Annotated in this window: 15 protein-coding genes; 8 read left to right on the forward strand and 7 right to left on the reverse strand. The window is 61.7% G+C overall.

Annotated features, from left to right (window positions below):
• Positions 1–4 precede the first annotated feature (4 nt).
• From ilvD to AAIE04_RS08975, 4 genes are read left to right on the forward strand one after another with little or no spacing between them, the layout of a single operon-like run.
• On the forward strand, positions 5–1,855 hold the full coding sequence (gene ilvD / locus AAIE04_RS08960) for a dihydroxy-acid dehydratase (RefSeq protein ID WP_019455267.1): 1,851 nt from the start codon (positions 5–7) through the stop codon (positions 1,853–1,855).
• A gap of 4 nt (positions 1,856–1,859) precedes the next feature.
• Positions 1,860–3,404, forward strand: a complete 1,545-nt coding sequence (gene ilvA / locus AAIE04_RS08965; RefSeq protein ID WP_154747878.1) for a threonine ammonia-lyase, biosynthetic — start codon at positions 1,860–1,862, stop codon at positions 3,402–3,404.
• Positions 3,405–3,427: 23 nt separating this feature from the next.
• The gene (ssi4, locus tag AAIE04_RS08970; protein ID WP_498576866.1) at positions 3,428–3,991 is read left to right on the forward strand and encodes an immunity protein Sip4; all 564 of its coding nucleotides are present in this window, start codon (positions 3,428–3,430) and stop codon (positions 3,989–3,991) included.
• Positions 3,992–4,012: 21 nt separating this feature from the next.
• Entirely contained in the window at positions 4,013–4,714 is a 702-nt protein-coding gene (locus AAIE04_RS08975) for a DUF2461 domain-containing protein (RefSeq protein WP_038874696.1), read from the forward strand.
• Between the two features lie 8 nt (positions 4,715–4,722).
• Here AAIE04_RS08975 and ilvY read toward each other — a convergent pair whose 3' ends face one another.
• On the reverse strand, positions 4,723–5,613 hold the full coding sequence (gene ilvY / locus AAIE04_RS08980) for an HTH-type transcriptional activator IlvY (protein ID WP_031300319.1): 891 nt from the start codon (positions 5,611–5,613) through the stop codon (positions 4,723–4,725).
• 168 nt (positions 5,614–5,781) lie between these two features.
• On the opposite strand from ilvY, the gene ilvC reads away from it, so the two are divergent.
• A complete protein-coding gene (gene ilvC, locus AAIE04_RS08985; protein WP_019455262.1) occupies positions 5,782–7,257 on the forward strand; it encodes a ketol-acid reductoisomerase in 1,476 nt (491 codons plus the stop codon).
• A 48-nt stretch (positions 7,258–7,305) separates the two neighbouring features.
• On the opposite strand, the gene AAIE04_RS08990 is transcribed toward ilvC, so the two are convergent.
• A complete protein-coding gene (locus AAIE04_RS08990; RefSeq protein WP_063918339.1) occupies positions 7,306–8,007 on the reverse strand; it encodes a LuxR family transcriptional regulator in 702 nt (233 codons plus the stop codon).
• 243 nt (positions 8,008–8,250) lie between these two features.
• Positions 8,251–9,183 (reverse strand): 2-dehydro-3-deoxygluconokinase, encoded by a 933-nt coding sequence (gene kdgK / locus AAIE04_RS08995; protein WP_498576808.1) that lies wholly within the window; start codon positions 9,181–9,183, stop codon positions 8,251–8,253.
• A 237-nt stretch (positions 9,184–9,420) separates the two neighbouring features.
• On the opposite strand from kdgK, the gene pdeH reads away from it, so the two are divergent.
• Together pdeH and AAIE04_RS09005 are read left to right on the forward strand one after the other, a co-directional pair.
• Positions 9,421–10,212, forward strand: a complete 792-nt coding sequence (gene pdeH / locus AAIE04_RS09000) for a cyclic-guanylate-specific phosphodiesterase (RefSeq protein WP_019455259.1) — start codon at positions 9,421–9,423, stop codon at positions 10,210–10,212.
• Positions 10,213–10,303: 91 nt separating this feature from the next.
• The gene (locus tag AAIE04_RS09005) at positions 10,304–12,343 is read left to right on the forward strand and encodes an AsmA family protein (protein ID WP_498576809.1); all 2,040 of its coding nucleotides are present in this window, start codon (positions 10,304–10,306) and stop codon (positions 12,341–12,343) included.
• Here the strand turns inward: AAIE04_RS09005 and AAIE04_RS09010 are convergent, their stop codons facing one another.
• From AAIE04_RS09010 to yhjD, 3 genes are all read right to left on the reverse strand, one after another.
• The gene (locus tag AAIE04_RS09010; RefSeq protein ID WP_063918342.1) at positions 12,344–13,111 is read right to left on the reverse strand and encodes a CDP-diacylglycerol diphosphatase; all 768 of its coding nucleotides are present in this window, start codon (positions 13,109–13,111) and stop codon (positions 12,344–12,346) included.
• Between the two features lie 101 nt (positions 13,112–13,212).
• Complete coding sequence (locus AAIE04_RS09015; protein ID WP_019455256.1) at positions 13,213–14,535, reverse strand: MFS transporter; 1,323 nt, start codon at positions 14,533–14,535, stop codon at positions 13,213–13,215.
• A gap of 328 nt (positions 14,536–14,863) precedes the next feature.
• Positions 14,864–15,883 (reverse strand): inner membrane protein YhjD, encoded by a 1,020-nt coding sequence (gene yhjD, locus AAIE04_RS09020; RefSeq protein WP_063918344.1) that lies wholly within the window; start codon positions 15,881–15,883, stop codon positions 14,864–14,866.
• A gap of 341 nt (positions 15,884–16,224) precedes the next feature.
• Here yhjD and AAIE04_RS09025 point away from each other — a divergent pair, with 341 nt between their 5' ends.
• Positions 16,225–17,091 carry a crotonase/enoyl-CoA hydratase family protein gene (locus tag AAIE04_RS09025; protein WP_019455254.1) on the forward strand — a complete coding sequence of 289 codons (867 nt, stop codon included), beginning with the start codon at positions 16,225–16,227 and terminating at the stop codon, positions 17,089–17,091.
• A 16-nt stretch (positions 17,092–17,107) separates the two neighbouring features.
• Here the strand turns inward: AAIE04_RS09025 and pdeR are convergent, their stop codons facing one another.
• Complete coding sequence (gene pdeR / locus AAIE04_RS09030; protein ID WP_019455253.1) at positions 17,108–19,102, reverse strand: cyclic di-GMP phosphodiesterase; 1,995 nt, start codon at positions 19,100–19,102, stop codon at positions 17,108–17,110.
• Positions 19,103–19,263 lie beyond the last annotated feature (161 nt).

Consider the following 19,263-nt stretch of genomic DNA (forward strand, 5'->3'; position numbering starts at 1 on the left):
GAGCATGCCTAAGTACCGTTCCGCCACCACCACCCACGGCCGCAATATGGCGGGTGCCCGCGCCTTGTGGCGCGCGACCGGGATGACCGACGCCGATTTCGGCAAGCCGATCATCGCCGTGGTCAACTCCTTCACCCAGTTCGTCCCGGGCCACGTGCATCTGCGCGATCTGGGCAAGCTGGTCGCCGAACAGATCGAAGCCTCCGGCGGCGTGGCCAAAGAGTTCAACACCATCGCGGTGGATGACGGCATCGCCATGGGCCACGGCGGCATGCTCTATTCCCTGCCGTCGCGCGAGCTGATCGCCGATTCGGTTGAATACATGGTGAACGCCCACTGCGCCGACGCGATGGTGTGCATCTCCAACTGCGACAAAATCACCCCGGGCATGCTGATGGCTGCACTGCGCCTGAACATTCCGGTGATCTTCGTCTCCGGTGGCCCGATGGAGGCCGGCAAGACCAAACTCTCCAACCAGATCATCAAACTGGATCTGGTGGACGCCATGATCCAGGGGGCCAACCCGAACGTCAGCGACGCCGACAGCGAGCAGATAGAACGTTCCGCCTGCCCGACCTGTGGTTCCTGCTCCGGCATGTTCACCGCCAACTCGATGAACTGCCTGACCGAAGCACTGGGCCTGTCGCAGCCGGGCAACGGCTCGCTGCTGGCCACCCATGCCGATCGCAAGGAATTGTTCCTCAACGCCGGCAAACGCATCGTCGAGCTGACCAAACGTTATTACGAGCAGGACGACGCCAGCGCGTTGCCGCGCAATATCGCCAACAAGGCGGCGTTTGAAAACGCCATGACGCTGGATATTGCCATGGGCGGTTCGACCAACACCGTGCTGCACCTGCTGGCTTCGGCGCAGGAAGGCGAGGTGGACTTCACCATGGAGGACATCGATCGCCTGTCGCGCAAAGTGCCGCACCTGTGCAAAGTGGCGCCGAGCACGCAGAAATACCACATGGAAGACGTGCACCGCGCCGGTGGGGTGATCGGCATCCTCGGCGAGCTGGATCGCGCCGGTTTGCTGAACCGTGAGGTGAACAACGTGTTGGGGCTGACCCTGCCGCAGACGCTGGAAGCCTACGACGTGATGCTGACCCGCGACGAAAGCGTCAAGAAAATGTACTCCGCCGGGCCGGCCGGCATCCGCACCACGCAGGCATTCTCTCAGGACTGCCGCTGGGATTCGCTGGACACCGACCGCAAGGAAGGCTGCATCCGCACCCGTGAACACGCCTACAGTCAGGACGGTGGGTTGGCGGTGCTGTACGGCAACCTGGCGGAAAACGGCTGTATCGTCAAAACCGCCGGTGTAGACAAAGAAATCCTCACCTTCCGCGGCCCGGCCAAGGTGTACGAAAGCCAGGATGATGCGGTAGAAGCGATCCTCGGCGGTAAAGTGGTGGCGGGCGACGTGGTGGTGATCCGCTACGAAGGGCCGAAAGGCGGGCCGGGCATGCAGGAAATGCTGTACCCAACCACCTACCTGAAATCGATGGGGCTGGGCAAGGCGTGCGCGCTGATCACCGACGGGCGTTTCTCCGGCGGCACCTCCGGGCTGTCCATCGGCCACGCCTCGCCGGAAGCAGCTAACGGCGGCCTGATCGCCCTGGTGCAGGACGGCGACATGATCGCGATCGACATTCCTCATCGCGGTATCCAGCTGGATGTCAGCGAGCAGGAGCTGGCGGCGCGGCGTGAGGCGGAACTGGCGCGCGGCGACGCGGCCTGGACGCCAAAAAACCGTGAGCGTCAGGTGTCCTTCGCGCTGCGCGCCTACGCCTCGTTGGCCACCAGCGCCGACAAAGGCGCGGTGCGCGACAAGAGCAAACTGGGGGGATAAACGCATGGCGGTCTCTCAACCCCTACCCAGCGCCCCGTGCGGCGCGGAATATCTGCGAGCGGTGCTGCGCTCGCCGGTCTACGAGGTGGCGCAGGTCACCCCGTTGCAGGCCATGAGCAAAATCTCTTCGCGCCTCGGCAACACCATTTTGGTGAAGCGCGAAGATCGCCAACCGGTGCACAGCTTCAAGCTGCGCGGGGCCTATGCGATGATCGCCGGGCTGGACGAAGAGCAGAAGGCGCGCGGCGTCGTGACGGCTTCGGCCGGCAACCACGCGCAGGGCGTTGCCTTCTCCGGTAAACGGCTGGGGATCAAAACGCTGATCGTAATGCCGGTGTCCACCGCAGATATCAAGGTGGATGCGGTGCGCGGCTTCGGCGGCGAAGTGCTGCTGCACGGCGCCAATTTCGATGAGGCTAAAGCGAAGGCGATCGAGCTTTCCCAACAGCAGGGCATGACCTTCGTGCCGCCGTTCGATCACCCGACGGTGATCGCCGGGCAGGGCACGCTGGCGATGGAGCTGCTGCAGCAAGACGCGCATCTGGATCGGGTCTTCGTGCCGGTCGGCGGCGGCGGCCTGGCCGCCGGGGTGGCGGTGCTGATCAAGCAACTGATGCCGCAGATCAAGGTGATTGGCGTCGAGGCGGAAGACTCCGCCTGCCTGCGCGCGGCGTTGGATGCCGGCCATCCGGTAGATCTGGCGCGCGTCGGGCTGTTCGCCGAAGGCGTGGCGGTGAAGCGCATCGGCGACGAAACCTTCCGCCTGTGCCGTGAATATCTGGACGACGTGATTACCGTGGACAGCGACGCCATCTGCGCGGCGGTCAAAGATCTGTTCGAGGACGTGCGTGCGATTGCCGAACCTTCCGGCGCGCTGGCGCTGGCGGGGCTGAAAAAGTACGTCCAGCAGCACAACATTCAGGGCGAGCGTCTGGCGCATGTGCTGTCCGGCGCCAACCTCAACTTCCACGGCCTGCGTTACGTTTCCGAACGCTGCGAACTGGGTGAACAGCGCGAAGCGCTGCTGGCGGTGACCATTCCGGAACAGCAGGGCAGCTTCCTCAAGTTCTGCCAACTGCTGGGTGGCCGCTCGGTGACCGAGTTCAACTATCGTTACGCCGATGCCGACAACGCCTGCATCTTTGTCGGCGTGCGTCTGACGCGCGGCCACGCCGAGCGGCGGGAGATCATCGACGAGCTCAACGCCGGCGGTTATCAGGTGGTGGATCTGTCGGACGACGAGATGGCCAAGCTGCACGTGCGCTACATGGTGGGCGGGCGCCCGTCGAAGCCGCTGCGCGAGCGGCTGTACAGCTTTGAGTTTCCGGAGTCGCCGGGCGCGCTGCTGAAGTTCCTGCAGACGCTGGGCGCGCACTGGAACATTTCGCTGTTCCATTACCGCAGCCACGGCACCGACTTCGGCCGGGTGTTGGCGGCCTTCGAACTGGCGCAATCCGAGCCGGAATTCGAGCGGCACCTGCAGGCGCTGGGCTACGATTGCCACGACGAAACCGACAACCCGGCGTTCCGCTTCTTTTTGCAGGGGTGAGTCCGGTGTGTTTATCCGGCCGGTTGTCCCGCTTAGCGGTAGACGGTCGGGAGATGGAAAAACAAATCGCGGCGCGCGATGGCGCGCTTTTCGTCGGTGTGGATGCGCAGCTCGAGGAGCATTTCCTCACGCCGGGCCAGCGGCTGTCGCCGCCGGGCGTCGGCAACGTCATGTTGCTGATGGTATGCCTGATGATGGGGCTGGCGGGCGTGATGGGTCTGGCCACGGATGTGGCGGCCGCCTGGAGCGGCAAGACCTCCGCCGCCGTGTTGATGGGCAGCGGCGCGATCGTGGCGGTGTGGATGACGCTGATCCTGTTCCATCTGGTGCAGGGGAAAAACAGCGGGGTGGTATTGTTGCAATATTACCTTGGCATGCTCGGCCTGTGTTGCCTCGGCGCCGCGGCGGCGTGGGCGGCGGGCATGACCGGCATCGCCACCGGTGCCTTGCTGCTAGGGGGCGCGGTTGGCGGCGCGCTGTCCAGCAACCGGGCGGCGTTCTACCTCTACGTCGCTTATTTTCGCACGCGTCGGCGCGTGTTTATCAAACGCCGTTGGCAGAGGGAAGATCTGCGTAACACCCGATAAACCGTCAGAACGGAAAAACTTATGACGCAACCTTTCTCCGGCTTCAGCCAGCAGGGCTTGAATTTCCTGCAGCAGGTGCGGATCGAAAACGATAAGGCGTGGTTCGACGGCAACCGCGACATCTACGATCGCGAGCTGCTGGCGCCGTTCCGCGCGCTGGTGGAGCAGTTGGCTCCCGGCATGTTGGCGATCGATCCGCAGTTCGAGACTCGCCCGGCGATCGGCAAAACGCTATCGCGCATTCATCGAGATACGCGTTTTTCTCACGACAAGTCGCGCTACCGCAGCCGCATGTGGCTGACGTTCAAGCGCCCGAGCAAAGACTGGAAAGACGCGCCGGTGTACTTTTTCGAACTGGGGCCGGACATGCTGCGCTATGGCCTTGGCTACTACAGCGCCAACAAGCCGACCATGGATCTGTTCCGCCATACGCTGAGGCAGCGGCCGCAGCCTTTCCTTGAGGTAGCCGCCTGCTGTCGGCCGCCGTTCGAGCTGGTGGGCGAGAGCTACAAGCGCCCGCTGGTGAAGGAGCAGGCGGCGGAGATCGCCACCTGGTACAACCGCAAATCGTTCGCGGTGATGGTGACCGATAGCGAAGTGGAAAAGCTGTTCAGCGCCGATCTGGTGCCGCTGCTGGCCGGGGCATTTTTGCAGCTTGAGCCGCTCTACCACTGGCTGATGCAGGTAGAGACGATGAAGCAGATCGATCCGGCGGATCTGTAAACCTCGCGTCAGCGGGGATGCAGCAGACGCCAAAAGGCGTCGATCAGCGGATCGCTCAGGCGTTTTTTCTGGACGCAAACCCCCAGCTCGAAGGGTTCGACCATCGAGATGTTATCCAACTGCGAGATGCGGTTGCGCACCGGCTCCGGGCTGTTGTCCACCACCACGCTCGGGATCAGCGCGATGCCGCAGCCCAGGGCCACCATCGACACGATCGCTTCGTGGCCGCCGACGGTGGCGTAAATCAGCGGATTGCTGATGCGGTGGCGGCGGAACCACAGCTCGATGCGTTTTCGCGAAGGGCCGTGTTCCGGCAGGATGAAAGGGATCTCGGCCCAGTCTGGCTTGTCGGCGAACGCCTGGCTGCGCACCGCGCAGGGCAGCGCCGGCGCGATCAGCACCAGCGGAATTTCGCCGATTTTGGTGAACGCCACGCTGGCGGGCAGCGTTTCCGGCCGGCCGGCGATGCCGAGATCGGCCTCGCTGGACTGCACCTTGTCGACCGCGTCGGCGGCGTCGCCGGTGGTCAGTTTGATCTCCACCAGCGGGTGCTGCGCACGGAAGCGGTCGAGGATCGGCGGCAGGTGGCTGTACGCTGCGGTCACCGAGCAGAACAGCCGCAGTTCGCCACTCAACGACGGGCCGTGCTGGCCGAGCGAGTGCTTCAGCTGCTGATATTGCAGCAGCGTTTGCTGGGCGAATTCTTTCAGCTGTTCGCCGGCGTCGGTGAGCTGCACGGTGCGGTTGTCGCGCAGGAACAGCGGCTGCCCGAGGATCTCTTCCAGCCGCTGGATCTGGCGGGAGAGCGTCGACGGGCTGACGTGCATCGCCTTGGCGGTGCGCCCGAAGTGATGGCTTTCGGCCAGATGCAGGAACAGCTTTAAATCACGTAAATCCATATCGATACGCTCGCAGTTGGAGTGTTGCATAAATTGCAATATCACGTTCTCAATATATCAATTTAAGCAACGCATTTCCTGTTATACATTGAGTTTAACGAATCTCCGCACAGACAGGGCGGGGAATGAAAATAACAATGCAAGACAACATCAAACCGGAGTACCACCATGGCTAACTATTTCAACACATTGAACCTGCGTCAGCAGTTGGCGCAATTGGGTAAATGCCGCTTTATGGCGCGCGACGAATTTGCTGACGAAGCCGGCTACCTGAAAGGTAAAAAAGTGGTGATTGTCGGCTGTGGCGCCCAGGGCCTGAACCAGGGGCTGAACATGCGCGACTCCGGCCTGGATGTCGCCTATGCCCTGCGCAAAGAAGCGATCGACGAGAAACGCGCTTCATGGCGCAAGGCGACCGAAAACGGCTTTAAGGTCGGCACCTACGAAGACCTGATCCCGCAGGCGGATCTGGTGGTCAACCTGACGCCGGACAAGCAGCACACTTCCGTGGTGCGAGCGGTGCAGCCGCTGATGAAAGACGGCGCGGCGCTGGGTTACTCCCATGGCTTCAACATCGTTGAAGTGGGTGAGCAGGTGCGCAAAGACATCACCGTAGTGATGGTCGCGCCGAAATGCCCGGGCACCGAAGTGCGTGAAGAGTACAAACGCGGCTTCGGCGTGCCGACCCTGATTGCGGTTCACCCGGAAAACGATCCGAAAGGTGAAGGCATGGCGATCGCCAAGGCCTGGGCGGCGGCGACCGGCGGCCACCGCGCCGGCGTGCTGGAGTCTTCCTTCGTCGCCGAAGTGAAATCCGACCTGATGGGTGAACAAACCATTCTGTGCGGCATGCTGCAGGCGGGTTCGCTGCTGTGCTTCGACAAGCTGGTGGCGGAAGGTACCGATCCGGCTTACGCCGAGAAACTGATTCAGTTCGGCTGGGAAACCATCACCGAAGCGCTGAAGCAGGGCGGCATCACGCTGATGATGGATCGCCTGTCCAACCCGGCCAAGTTGCGCGCTTATGCGCTGTCCGAACAGCTGAAAACCATCATGGCGCCGCTGTTCCAGAAGCACATGGACGACATCATTTCCGGCGCGTTCTCCAGCGGCATGATGGCCGACTGGGCGGAGGACGACGTGAAACTGCTGACCTGGCGCGAAGAGACCGGCAAAACCGCGTTCGAGAATGCGCCGCAGTTTGAAGGCAAGATCAGCGAGCAAGAGTACTTCGATCACGGCGTGCTGATGGTGGCGATGGTGAAAGCGGGCGTTGAGCTGGCATTCGAAACCATGGTCGATGCGGGCATCATCGAAGAGTCGGCTTACTACGAGTCGCTGCATGAGCTGCCGTTGATCGCCAACACCATTGCACGTAAACGTCTGTATGAAATGAACGTGGTCATCTCCGATACCGCGGAGTACGGCAACTACCTGTTCGCCAACGCGGCGGTGCCGCTGCTGAAGGACTTTATGACCACCCTGCAGGCGGGTGATTTGGGTAAAGCCGCGGCGGGCACGGCGGTAGACAATGCGCAGCTGCGTGACGTGAACGAAGCGGTGCGTAGCCACCCAATCGAAACCGTCGGCCGCAAACTGCGCGGTTACATGACCGACATGAAACGCATCGCCGTTGCGGGCTGATTGTCCGCAAGATGAAGCACAAAAAGCCGGCTGAGATGCCGGCTTTTTTTATGCCTCCGGCGGCGCGATCAGCTGCTGCTCGAGACCGCGCCGGATCGCGTGTTTGGCGTTCGTCACCCCCAGCTTACGCACCACATTGCCGATGTGAAATTTCACCGTGCCGGTTTTGATCCCCAGGATCAACGCGATCTCATGGTAGGTTTTGCCCTGGCTGGCCCAATAGAGAATTTCTCCTTCGCGCGGCGAGAGCCGATCCGTCCGGCTTGTTTCGGCACTGGCCAACGCCAGCGCATGCTGGTGGGTATCGACCAAGACCATCTGCAGGTTGGCCCGCTCGTCTGCCATCAACTGTCGCAGTTCGGCGTCATCGGCCGCCGTCGCGCTGATCGACAAGATCGCCAGATTGTTGTCGTGATCGTGCAAAACAAAGCTGCAACCGTGCACGATGTCGTATTCCCGCGCCTGATTGAAGATCTTCCGGTAATGCCGATCCTCGGTGGTGAGAGGGGTGTCATGCCACATGAAGGGCGCGCAGCGGCCATGGGCGGCGCGGACGACGGGATCGATGTGCTGATAGCGATTGGCGCTGTAGATATTCAGCCATTCTTGCGGGTAGCTCGAAACCAGCAGATGGCGATCGGGATGGTGTTTGTTGAAGGTCAAATAAGCGTATTTGAATCTGCTGAAGGCGTGCAGTTGGCCGTCAAGATGCAGTCTTGCGGCGACGGCGTTGGCGAATGCGACGGCCATCGGTAACCTCCCTGTCGTTCGGCGGTTCAGCCCGACCTGCACTAAAGTCCAGCTAGTCAGTGCGGCGGATTGAAATTTATACTCGGCTAATAAATTCAAAAAGGCGGCAATGCCAAGACCCGAGCTTAACAGCTATGGGCGAAAATAAGCCAACGCCAGGGAAATTCTTTCACTCATTCTCTTATCAATGCTTCTGGGATCCCGTGCGAGGGCGGCGAGATAATCTCGCCGCCGCCTTATTGGTCATGCCGGCATGGCCGCTGCGGGAATGATGGCGCCACGGTGTTGGATCACCGCAGCGGCGAGCAGATGGCCGCGCTGCGCCGCCTGTTGGGCGCTGCCGCCGTTCAGGCGTAGCGTCAGGTAACCGGCGCTGAAAGAGTCGCCCGCCGCAGTGGTATCCACTACGCGCTCCGGCGGCAGCGCGATCGCCGGCACCTCAAGCCGCTCCCCCTCTGCACTGAACACCAGGCACGCGTCTGCACCGCGTTTGATCACGATCTCGCCGACGCCGAGCGCCTGCGTACGTGTGACCACCCGTTCGATAGGCTGCCCACCCCACAGCAACTCTTCATCATCCAGCGTCAGAAAAGCGATGTCGGTACAGGCCAGCACCTCGCGATAGGCCTGCTGCGTTTCCTCACGGCTTGGCCACAGGCGCGGACGGTAGTTGTTGTCAAAGATAACCTTGCCGCCGTTGGCGCGGCAGCGGCGCAGCAGCGCCAGCAGCTTGGTACGATCGGCGGGAGCGAGGATCGCCAGGCTAATGCCGCTGAGGTACAGGTAATCGAACTGCGCCAGCCGGGCGCACAGCTCGTCGGCCTGCGGTCCCGCAAGCCAATACCGGGCGGCGGCGTCGTTGCGCCAGTAGTAAAAGGTGCGTTCGCCGGCGGCGTCGGTTTCGATCATATACAGGCCCGGCAGTTTGTTTTCCAACTGCTGAACCAGCCCGGTCTCGACCTTCTCTTGCCGCCAGGCCTGCAGCATCTCGCGGCTGAAACTGTCGGTGCCGAGTGCGGTGACGTAATGCACCCGCAATGCCTTTTCCGGCATTTGGCGGGCGAGGTAGACGGCGGTGTTGAGGGTATCGCCGCCAAAGCCGCGCGTCAGCTGCGCGCCCTGTTGCGACAGCTCGATCATGCATTCGCCGATCACGGCGAGATTTCGGATAGTCATCGTCAATAAGCCCTGGCTAAACAAGAAGCAACAGCCGTCAGTCTCCACGTAAGGCAGTGAGGGAGTCAATAAATTAAAACAGTGTTTTAATTTTTTATGATCGCGATCGGCTAGCGCCGGCAGGGCGAGGGAGAAGCGCACGGCAATTCGTGCTTAAAGTTTTACGCCGCGCTGCCGATAAGCTGGGTAAAGAAACAGCGGCAGCGCTCTCATTTCCCCGCCACGGCGATAGTACCGATGATAACCAACCTGATCTCTGGTCTGCTGGCGCCCTGTTTTGCCCTCTATGCCTGCGCTAAATCGCGGCGCTACTGGCGGCAATGCCGGCGCTTGTATACCTTCCAGCCGATTTATCGCACCAGCGGCGCGCTGCTGGCGGTGGAACTGCTGACGGCGGTGTATCACCCGAATGAGCCGGACAAACGGCAATCCCCGGAGCACTATTTTGCCTCGCTCGACGTCGCTCAGCGTTTGCGGGTGATCCAGGAACAGTTGGCGTTGCTGCAGCGCTGGCAGGCGTTGTTCATTCGCCACGCGGTGATGGTGTCGGTCAATATCGACGGCATCGCGCTGCAAGCGTTGCAGCGCCATAGCGCGTTGCAACGGCAGATCGCCGAGATGCCCTATCTGCGTTTCGAGTTGGTGGAGCACGCCGAAACGGCATCAAACCGCCCGCTGCAGCAGATCGTCGGCGGTGAACGGCTGTGGTTGGACGATTTCGGCAGCGGGCTGGCCAACTTCTCCGCCGTTGGCGCCTGGCGTTATCAATACATCAAGGTGGCGCGCGAGCTGTTCACCTTGCTCAAGCAGTCGGAAGAGGGCGTGCAACTGCTCGGCACCCTGATCAAGATGATGAACCAGCACAGTGATGGGGTGATCGTCGAAGGCGTGGAAACCGAACAGGAGTGGCGGCTGGTGCAGCGTTCCGGCGCGTTGGCCGCGCAGGGCTACTACCTCTCTCGCCCGGCGTGCTTTGAAACCCTGCACAGCGTACCGACGCTGTTCGCCGCGCCCGGCGCATCGGCGTGAACTCCGGCCTATCCTCAGCTAGGCTTAAACGGGGCTGCTAATACCTTTTCCTTTCATTCGGCAGCCCGTTTTATGCGCTGAGGGAGCCGCTATGACAAGAACAGGAAAGGTTTTCAGCTGGCTGGGCGGCATTGTGCTGCTGGCGATCGCCGCACTGGCGATCTTCATCGCCACCTTCGACTGGAATCGACTCAAGCCCACCATCAACGACAAAGTGTCGGCCGAACTGCGGCGGCCATTCGCCATCCGGGGCGATCTGGGCGTCGACTGGTCGCGCAATCCGGATGAGGGCGGCTGGCGCGCCTGGGTGCCCTGGCCGCATATCCATGCCGAAGATGTGTGGCTGGGTAATCCGAAAAACATGCCCGGCGACAGCATGGTGACGCTGCAGCGCGTCGACGCCAGCATTGCACCGCTGGCGTTGCTGGGGAAAGAACTGCTGATCCCGCGCATCTGGCTCAAGCAGCCGAATGCCTCGTTGCAACGCCTGGCCAACGGCGACAATAACTGGACGTTTGACCTGGCCGCCGGTCAGGATCCGCAGCAACCGCCTTCCGACTGGTCGTTCACCGTTCACGACATCGTGTTCGACAAGGGGCAGATCGCCTTTAAAGACGCCATCCTGAAGGCGGATTTCCGCGCCGTTATCGATCCGCTCGGCAAACCGCTGCCGTTCAGTGAAGTGACCGGCAAACAGGACGGCGGCAGGGCCGTGACACCGGATTACGTTTTCGGCTGGCAGGTGAAAGGCAAATATAACGGCGAGCCGTTGAGCGGCAGCGGCAAGATAGGCGGCATGCTGTCGTTGCAGAGCGCCAACTTGCCGTTCCCGCTGCAGGCCGATGTGCGCTCCGGCAGCACCCGGGTGGTGGTGGCGGGCACCTTGTCCGATCCGCTGAACCTCGGCGGCCTGGACGTGCAGCTGAAATTTTCCGGCGAAAGCCTGGGCAACCTGTATGGCCTGACCGGCGTGTTGCTGCCGAATACGCCGCCGTATGCGACCGATGGCCATCTGAGCGCCCGTCTGCATCAGCCGGGTGGCGCCGTGTTCGAGTATCAGAAATTCGATGGCAAAATCGGCGACAGCGACATTCACGGCGATTTGAAATACGTTGCCGGCAAACCGCGGCCGACGCTGAGCGGGGCGGTGAACTCCCGGCAGCTGAGATTGGCGGATTTGGCGCCGCTGATCGGCGCGGACTCCAACGCCGCCAAAGCCGGGCGCGGCGAGAAGAGCCACCAGCCGGCGGACAAGGTGCTGCCGGTTGAACAGTTCGATACGCAAAGCTGGCGCAAGATGGATGCGGACGTGAAATTCGCCGCCGCGCGCATCGAGCGCGGCAGCGATTTGCCGCTGAGCGATCTGGCTACGCATCTGAAGTTGAACAACGGCGAACTGCGTCTGGATCCGCTGCGCTTCGGCATGGCGGGCGGCAGTATGAACGCCGTCGTGCGCCTCGACGGCAGTAAAAAGCCGATGCGCGGCCAGGTGGATATGCATGCGCGCAAACTTCAGCTCAAACAGCTGTTGCCGAACGTGGAAGCGATGAAGCGCAGCCTCGGGCAGATGAACGGCGACGCCAGGCTGGCGGGCAGCGGCAATTCGGTGGCTGAACTGCTGGCGACCAGCAACGGCGATCTGCGCCTGTTGATCAATAACGGGGTGATCAGCCGCAGCCTGATGGAGATCCTCGGCCTGAACGTCGGCAACTATCTGGTGGCGCAGCTGTTCGGTGACGACGTGGTGGGCATCAACTGCGCGGCGGCAGACGTCGGCATCCGCAGCGGCGTCGCCGCGCCGCGTCTGTTCGTGTTCGACACCGAGAATGCGGTGATCAACATCACCGGCAACACCAATTTCGCCACCGAACGGCTGGATTTGTCCATCGATCCGGAAAGCAAGGGCATGCGCGTGCTGACCCTGCGCTCGCCGCTTTACGTGAAAGGCACCTTCAAGCACCCGGACGCCGGGGTCAAAGCCGGGCCGCTGATTGCTCGCGGTGCGGCGGCGGTGGCCTTGGGGGCGGTGCTGACGCCGGCGGCGGCGCTGCTGGCGCTGGTCTCGCCCAGTGAAGGCGGCGAGGAGAACCAGTGCGGGCAGATCCTGCGGGAGATGAAAGGCAAAAAATAGTCAGGCGCGTGGCGGCGGCGTAAGCAGCCGGCAGTCGTGATCCTGGAGCTCTTCCGCCGAGGCCAGGGTGAACGGCAGCAGGCTGCGCTCGGTCGCCAGCAGCAGGAAATCGCCGTCCGGCAGCGTGGTCATCGCCAGGCCGAAGCTGCCCATGCGCCCGTCGGCGCGCGGCAGGCCGGCAGCCAACAGACGGAAGGCGCCCTGTTGTTCCAGTTCGGCGGGGGTCACCCGCCGCCCCAGATAGTCATGCCCCAACAGACCGCCGGGCAGCGGTTGCCACTGATTGATGAAATCGGGGCCGATCTGCGCCAGCCGCTGTTTTACCGTCGGCAGCAGGCAGGAGATATGAATGTGCAGCTGGTTTTGCGTGCGGCCATATTCCGAGTTAATCGCCAGCGAAATATCGCCGTCGTCGATCGGCTTGCCATAACGTTCCGCCATCACGTGGCGCGCGCGCCAGGCCTGGGCGAAGAAATTCGGCGTGGCGGCGTCCAGCACCGCCGGGCTTTCGATACCGGTGATTTTGGCGCTGGGCATCAGCAGATATTGCAGCGGCCCGTTGCGGTCTTTAAACACCACGAAACCGGCCTGTGCATCCACCTGCGCGCAGGGCGCCGGGTTGTCATGCGCCTGCTGATTGGGCAGGCATTGCTGGCTGACGATGCGCCACAGCGCATCGGGATGGTCGGGCTTCAACCCGTAATAGAGTGCGATGGCGAGCGCCGCCAGCAGCGCAACGCAGACAAATACCCCACGACGCAGAGACATCGGCCGATCCTGTTACCGAGAGAAACGACCAGCATAGCCCGATTTTATGACAGGAAACGCACAACGCGTGCGGCCCCCCGTAGTGAGGGGGCCGCAGGGGATCACAGCGACTGGTGGCGGGTTTCTTTCATCAGCAGCAGGGCCAGCAGCGTCAGCCCGGCCATCGCCGCCAGGTACATGCCGACGTAGAACAGCCCGTAGTGGGCTGCCAGCCAGGTGGCGATATACGGCGCCACGGACGCCCCGAGGATCGACGCGACGTTGTAGGAGAACGAGGCGCCGGTATAGCGCACTTCGGTCGGGAACAGCTCCGGCAGCAGCGCGCCCATCGGGCCAAAAGTCAGCCCCATGATGCTCAGGCCGCACAGCAGGAAGCCCATCACCAGCGCCTGGTTGCCGGAGCCCAGCAGGCTCGGGAACAGGAACGCGAAGCCGATCATCAACAGGGTAATGGCGATCATGGTCTTGCGGCGGCCGAACGCGTCCGCCAGCAGGCCGGCGATCGGCACCATCACGCCGAAACCGATCACCGCCACCATCAGCATCCACAGGAAGCTGTTGCGGGAGTAGCCGAGGCCCAGCGGCTGCGGCGCGGTGCCGTAGGTCATCGAATATACCGTCATCAGATAAAACAGCGTGTAGGTCGCCAGCATGATGAAGGTGCCGAGGATGGTGGCTTTCAGATGCTTGCTCAGCAGCGTGCCGAGCGGCACTTTCACCTGTTTTCCGGCCTTGGCCGCTTTGGCGAATACCGGCGTCTCATGCAGCGACACCCGAACGTACAGGCCGATCAGCACCAGCGCGGCGGAAAGGATAAACGGCACGCGCCAGCCCCATTCCATAAACTGCTGGTCGCTCAGCAACCAGGAGAGCAACAGGAAGGTGCCGTTGGCGAAGAAGAAGCCGATCGGCGCACCCAGTTGGGGGAAGGAGCCGTACAGCGCGCGTTTTTTGGCTGGCGCATTCTCCGTCGCCAGCAAGGCGGCGCCGCCCCATTCGCCGCCCAGCCCCAGGCCCTGGCCAAAGCGCGCCAGCGCCAGCAGGATAGGGGCGAAGATGCCGATGGTTTCATAGCTCGGCAGCAGGCCGATCAGCACGGTGGAAATCCCCATGGTCAGCAGCGAGGCGACCAGCGTCACCTTGCGCCCCACGCGATCGCCGAAGTGGCCGAACAGCGCAGAGCCGATAGGGCGCGCGACAAAGGCGACGGCGAAGGTGGCCAGCGACTGCAGCGTCGCGGTGGTCGGATCGCCCTGTGGGAAGAAGATATGCGGGAACACGATCACCGCGGCGGTGGCGTAGATGTAGAAATCGAAGAACTCGATGGCGGTGCCGACCAGCGAGGCGACGATGACTTTTCCGCGGGAGTTTACCGGTGTGGGTGCGTCGCCGGCGTCGAGTGGGGGTGCGATGGTGGCTTGCATAATTTTTCTTATCGTTAGGAGGGGTAAAAATCCATCTTAGTGACAGCATTCGGCCTTTTCAACGGCGGAACTTTGGCCAGTGCCGTCACTAACCGGTTAAAAAGACTAATGTTTTATCCATCATCTTTTCTGCAGCGTTAAACGTTGAGAAATGGATTCCACGCAGAGGGAATAGCTACAAAAAGGGGAAAGAAAAGTGATTGGGTAGTTTGTTATGCTGGTTTTCTGGATGGCGTACCGCACGATTCAGAGAAATTGACTGGTTTTTTGCCTGATAACCAGAGGAAAGTGCCGGTGCGTGCGGAAACACCGGCACGATAGCATGGCTTCAGCGCGCCGGAGGCTCGCGTTCCGGCAAGGCTTTGTCGCCTTTGTAGTCGGCGGTGGCGATCCAGGCGGCGCAAAACAGCGTCAAGCGGGCGAAGAAGTAGAAGAACGCCATCAGCCCGATCACCGAGCCGAAGGCCGCCCCTGAAGGTGACTTCGCCACCTGCGGCAGCGTCATCGTCATCACGAATTTGATCACCTCAAAACCGATGGCGGCGAGCAAGGTGCCGCGCAGCAGCGCTTTTTTCTTCGGTTTGTGGCGCGGCAGCATCCAGAAAATCCACAGGAACAGCAGATAGTTGGCGAAGATCGATATCGACAGCGCGATCAGCGTCAGCGCCGGCCGCAGCCATTCGATGCCGTCCAGCCCCAGCGCGTTGACGATCGCCGCCTGCGCCGATCCGGCGACCGAGGTCAACGACAGCGTAATGATCAGCGCGACCACCAGGCCGGTCAGCGAGATGAAGTCGCGGGTATATTTGAAGTAGATTTTCTCCTGATCCTGCGGATTGCGTTCCCAGACGTCGCGCGACTGTGCGCGGATCGCTTCGCGCAGGTTGCCCATCCAACTGATGCCGGAATAGAGCGCCAGCGCCAGGCCGGTCAACCCCACGGTGGTGCGCTGCTGAATGGCGGTGTTAACGGTGTTCTTCAGCGTGGTGGCCAGCGTCGGATCGCTGATGCTGCCGACGATCCTGTTGATCAGCCTGGCCAGCAGATCCGGGTTGGAGGCCAGCACGAAACCGGCGGCGGCGAACGACACCATCAGGATCGGGATCAGCGAGAGGAATGAAAAATAGGTGATGGCGGCGCCGAATTGGCTGCCGAGCCGATCGTTAAAGCGTTCGGCGGCGCGCAGCAGGTGCGCCACGCTCGGCCAGGCTTTGATGCGTTCAATTAGACGTGAAAAACCACCGATGCGGCGGTCGAGGGTCTCATGGCCGGTCTTGATGGCGATAAGCGGCTTCGGCGGCGTGTCTTGTGCGGGTTGGCGGTGTTCCTGGTCTGGTCCTGTAGGCATTACTTCACGATTTCCTTAACGTTAAATGGCATGTTTCAGCAGTGATTATAGTCAAAGCTCCGCGGCGGTTTGCGCGCCGGGCAGGCGGACGGTCATTTTCCGAGCTTAACGCGTTAGCGCCCGGCATGAAATGCCGGGGAGAGCCCGATAGGTAAGATTCCTATGAAAACCCCGTGGTGCCTCGGTTTTTTTCACTTCCCTACCTCCAATTTTTATCTGTTTCGTCGGTGAGAAAGCGTTTACTCATGGTGTGGCGTCGCGCTTTGCCGACCGCCGCTCCGCTGCAGCCGTAGGGGCTGAAACGGTCTCATCCGTCATCAACAGAAAAACTGGAAGGTCTTATGAAATTACTTAATCATCCCACCTGTCGTCCGTTTACCGAAGCGGGCAACCTGACGCAGCTTTCCGCCTACTATGAAGAGGGGCGACACATCATGTGGATGCTGCTGCGCGCTGCGCCGCGCCCCTGTTTTAATCAGGCGCTGATCGAGGACATCATGACGCTGGCGCAGGCGGCAAAAGAGTCTTCGCTGCGGTTCGATTTCTGGGTCACCGGCTCGCTGGTGCCGAACATGTTCAACGTCGGCGGCGATCTGCAATTCTTCGCCGAAGCGATCAAAAACCGCAAACGCGAGGCGATGATGGCCTATGCACGTGCCTGCATTGACTGCGTGCATGCGGCGGCGCGCGGTTTCGACACCGGCGCGGTCAGCATTGCCATGGTCGAAGGCAGCGCGCTGGGCGGCGGGTTTGAAGCGGCGCTGGCGCACCACTTCGTGTTGGCGCAGAACAATGCGCGCATGGGGTTTCCGGAGATCGCGTTCAACCTGTTTCCCGGCATGGGCGGTTACTCGCTGGTGGCGCGCAAGGCGGGCATGCGCTTGGCCGAGGAGCTGATTTGGGGCGGCGAGTCGCACACCGCAGAGTGGTTCGAAAGCCGCGGGCTGGTGGATCAGCTGTTCCAGCCCGGCGACGCCTACATGGCGACGCGCACCTTTATCGATACCATTCGGCCGAAGCTCAACGGCATGCGCGCCATGTTGCGGGCGCGGCAGCGCGTGTTGCAGCTGACGCGCTCCGAGCTGATGGACATTACCGAAGATTGGGTGCACTCGGCCTTTACCATTGAGGAAAAGGACCGTGCCTACATCGAGCGGCTGGTGATGTTGCAGGATCGCCACACCCTGAACCTGCGTCGTGCCGGCTAACCTTAACGCGCCCGCCTCATGCGGAAGGTGAGGGCGGGCGATAAGACTGCAGCCAATGCTCCAGCTGTTCCGGGAGCATTGGCCGCGCGAACAGAAAGCCCTGCTTTTCGTCCACGCCGACCTCGTCGAGGAAGTGGTTTTCGCTCTCGGTTTCCACGCCTTCGGCGATCACTCTGAAGGCCAATGCCTCCGCCGCCGCAACGATCGCGCGTACCAGCGATTGCGAAACCGGGTTGAAATTCACCCCACGCACGAAGCTTTTATCCAGCTTGATGGCGTCCAGCGGAATACGCGCCAGCTGCGCCAACGACGAATAACCGGTACCAAAGTCGTCGAGATGCACCTGCGCACCCAGTTCGCGCAGCCGGGTGATCAGCACGCGCGCGCGATTTTCGTCTTCAATCAGGCTGCTCTCGGTCAATTCGAAGTCCAGCAGGCATGGGGCCATGCGATGATGGCGCAGCACCCCGAGCAGGTCGTTGACGATGCTGTCATCGGCCAGTTGCCGGGCGGAGAGATTGACCGCCACCCGCAGATTCAACCCCTGCTCTTGCCACTGCGCCGCCTGGCCGGCAGCGGTCTGCAGCACCCATTGGCCCAGCGGACCGATCAGGCCGGACTCCTCGGCGTAGGAGATGAACTGCAGCGGCGGGATGAGGCCGCGCTCCGGAGAATCCCAGCGCACCAGCGCTTCCACGCTGTGCACTTCACCGCTGCGCGCGTCGATTTTAGGCTGGTAGTACAGCACCAGCTGATTTTGCTCCAGCCCTTTGCGCAGGTTGGTATCGAGCCACATGTATTCGGCGACGCGTTTGTTCATCTCCGGCGAGAAAACGGTATAGGTGCGTTTGCCGTGCTCCTTGGCGACGTACATGGCGGTATCGGCGCTGCGGATCAGGCTGTCGAGATCGTTGCCGTGCTCCGGGCACAGTGCGATGCCGATCGAACAGCCGGTATACACTTCAATCAGACCGATACGGAACGGCGTTTTCAGCCGATCGATGATGCGCTGCGCCAGCGTTTGCAGGCGCTCGCGGTCGGTCTGCGGCGCCAGCACCAGAAATTCGTCACCGCCCAGACGGGCGAGCACCTGATCGGGGCTCAGGCAGCCGAGGATCGCCAGCGCGACTTCGACCAGCAGCCGATCGCCGAACATATGGCCGTAGGCGTCATTGACCTTCTTGAAGTTATCGAGATCGAGGTAGACCAGGCCGAAACTCTCTTCGCCGCGCGTGGCGATGGCATGATTGATCTTGTCCTGGATGGCGTTGCGGTTCGGCAGGCCGGTGATGAGATCGGTGTTGGCCAGCACCCGCAGCCGCTCCTGCGCGCGGCGTTCTTCGGTAATGTCGGTACCGGAGCAGATCAGAAAAACTTCGTTCTTGCCGCTGCCGCTGTGCACGAACTTGTTGCGGAACAGGAACAGCCGTTCACCCTTGACCGTCTTTACCCAGCGTTCAACTTCATACGACGAACCGTTGCGGAAGAAGCCGGCGATGTTGCGCCGTGAGGCGGCGGCTTCTTCCGGGCTCATGAACAGTTGGAAAACGTTTTTGCCGATCACTTCGTGTTCTTGCAGCCCGGTGTACTCCTCGCTCAGCCGGTTGAAGCGTTGGATACGGCCGTGTTGATCGACGATCACGATCACCGAGTTGGCTTCGGACACCACCTGTTCGGCGAAGGAGAGGCCGTGCACCAGATCGCGCGCCACGGATTGGGTGTCGCTGAAGGCCGAAGCGGTGCCCGCCCATTCGAGATGGTTGACGCGTCGTCCGACCAGATGCAGATGCAGCGGTTCACCGGCGAGCGTAATGGTCAGTTCAAGGCTGGCGGTGACGCCGGTCAGGCGGCGAATTTTCGCCGCTTCCATCGCGCTGAGCGCCACCGCGATGTGGGCTTTGCCCTTAACGGCGGACAGCTCCAAAGCATTGCTGTCAAACGCCAGCCGCCAATGGGGGCTCTGGGTGCCGAAGTGGGCGTTAAGAAGCTCAGGGCCTTGGTCTGCGGACATGATGATTCCTCAAAAGAGCACGGGCGGCCGGTCAGCACGAAGAACCGGCGGGCAGCCTGTTGGCCCGAAAGTGGTCGCCGTGCGCGTCTGTGCATCATATAACAGGTTTCCACAGGCGGGGCGGGTGATGGAAACTATTATATAAGCAATGATTGGTTTTG

The organism is Serratia sp. Ae19-1, from assembly GCF_059801225.1.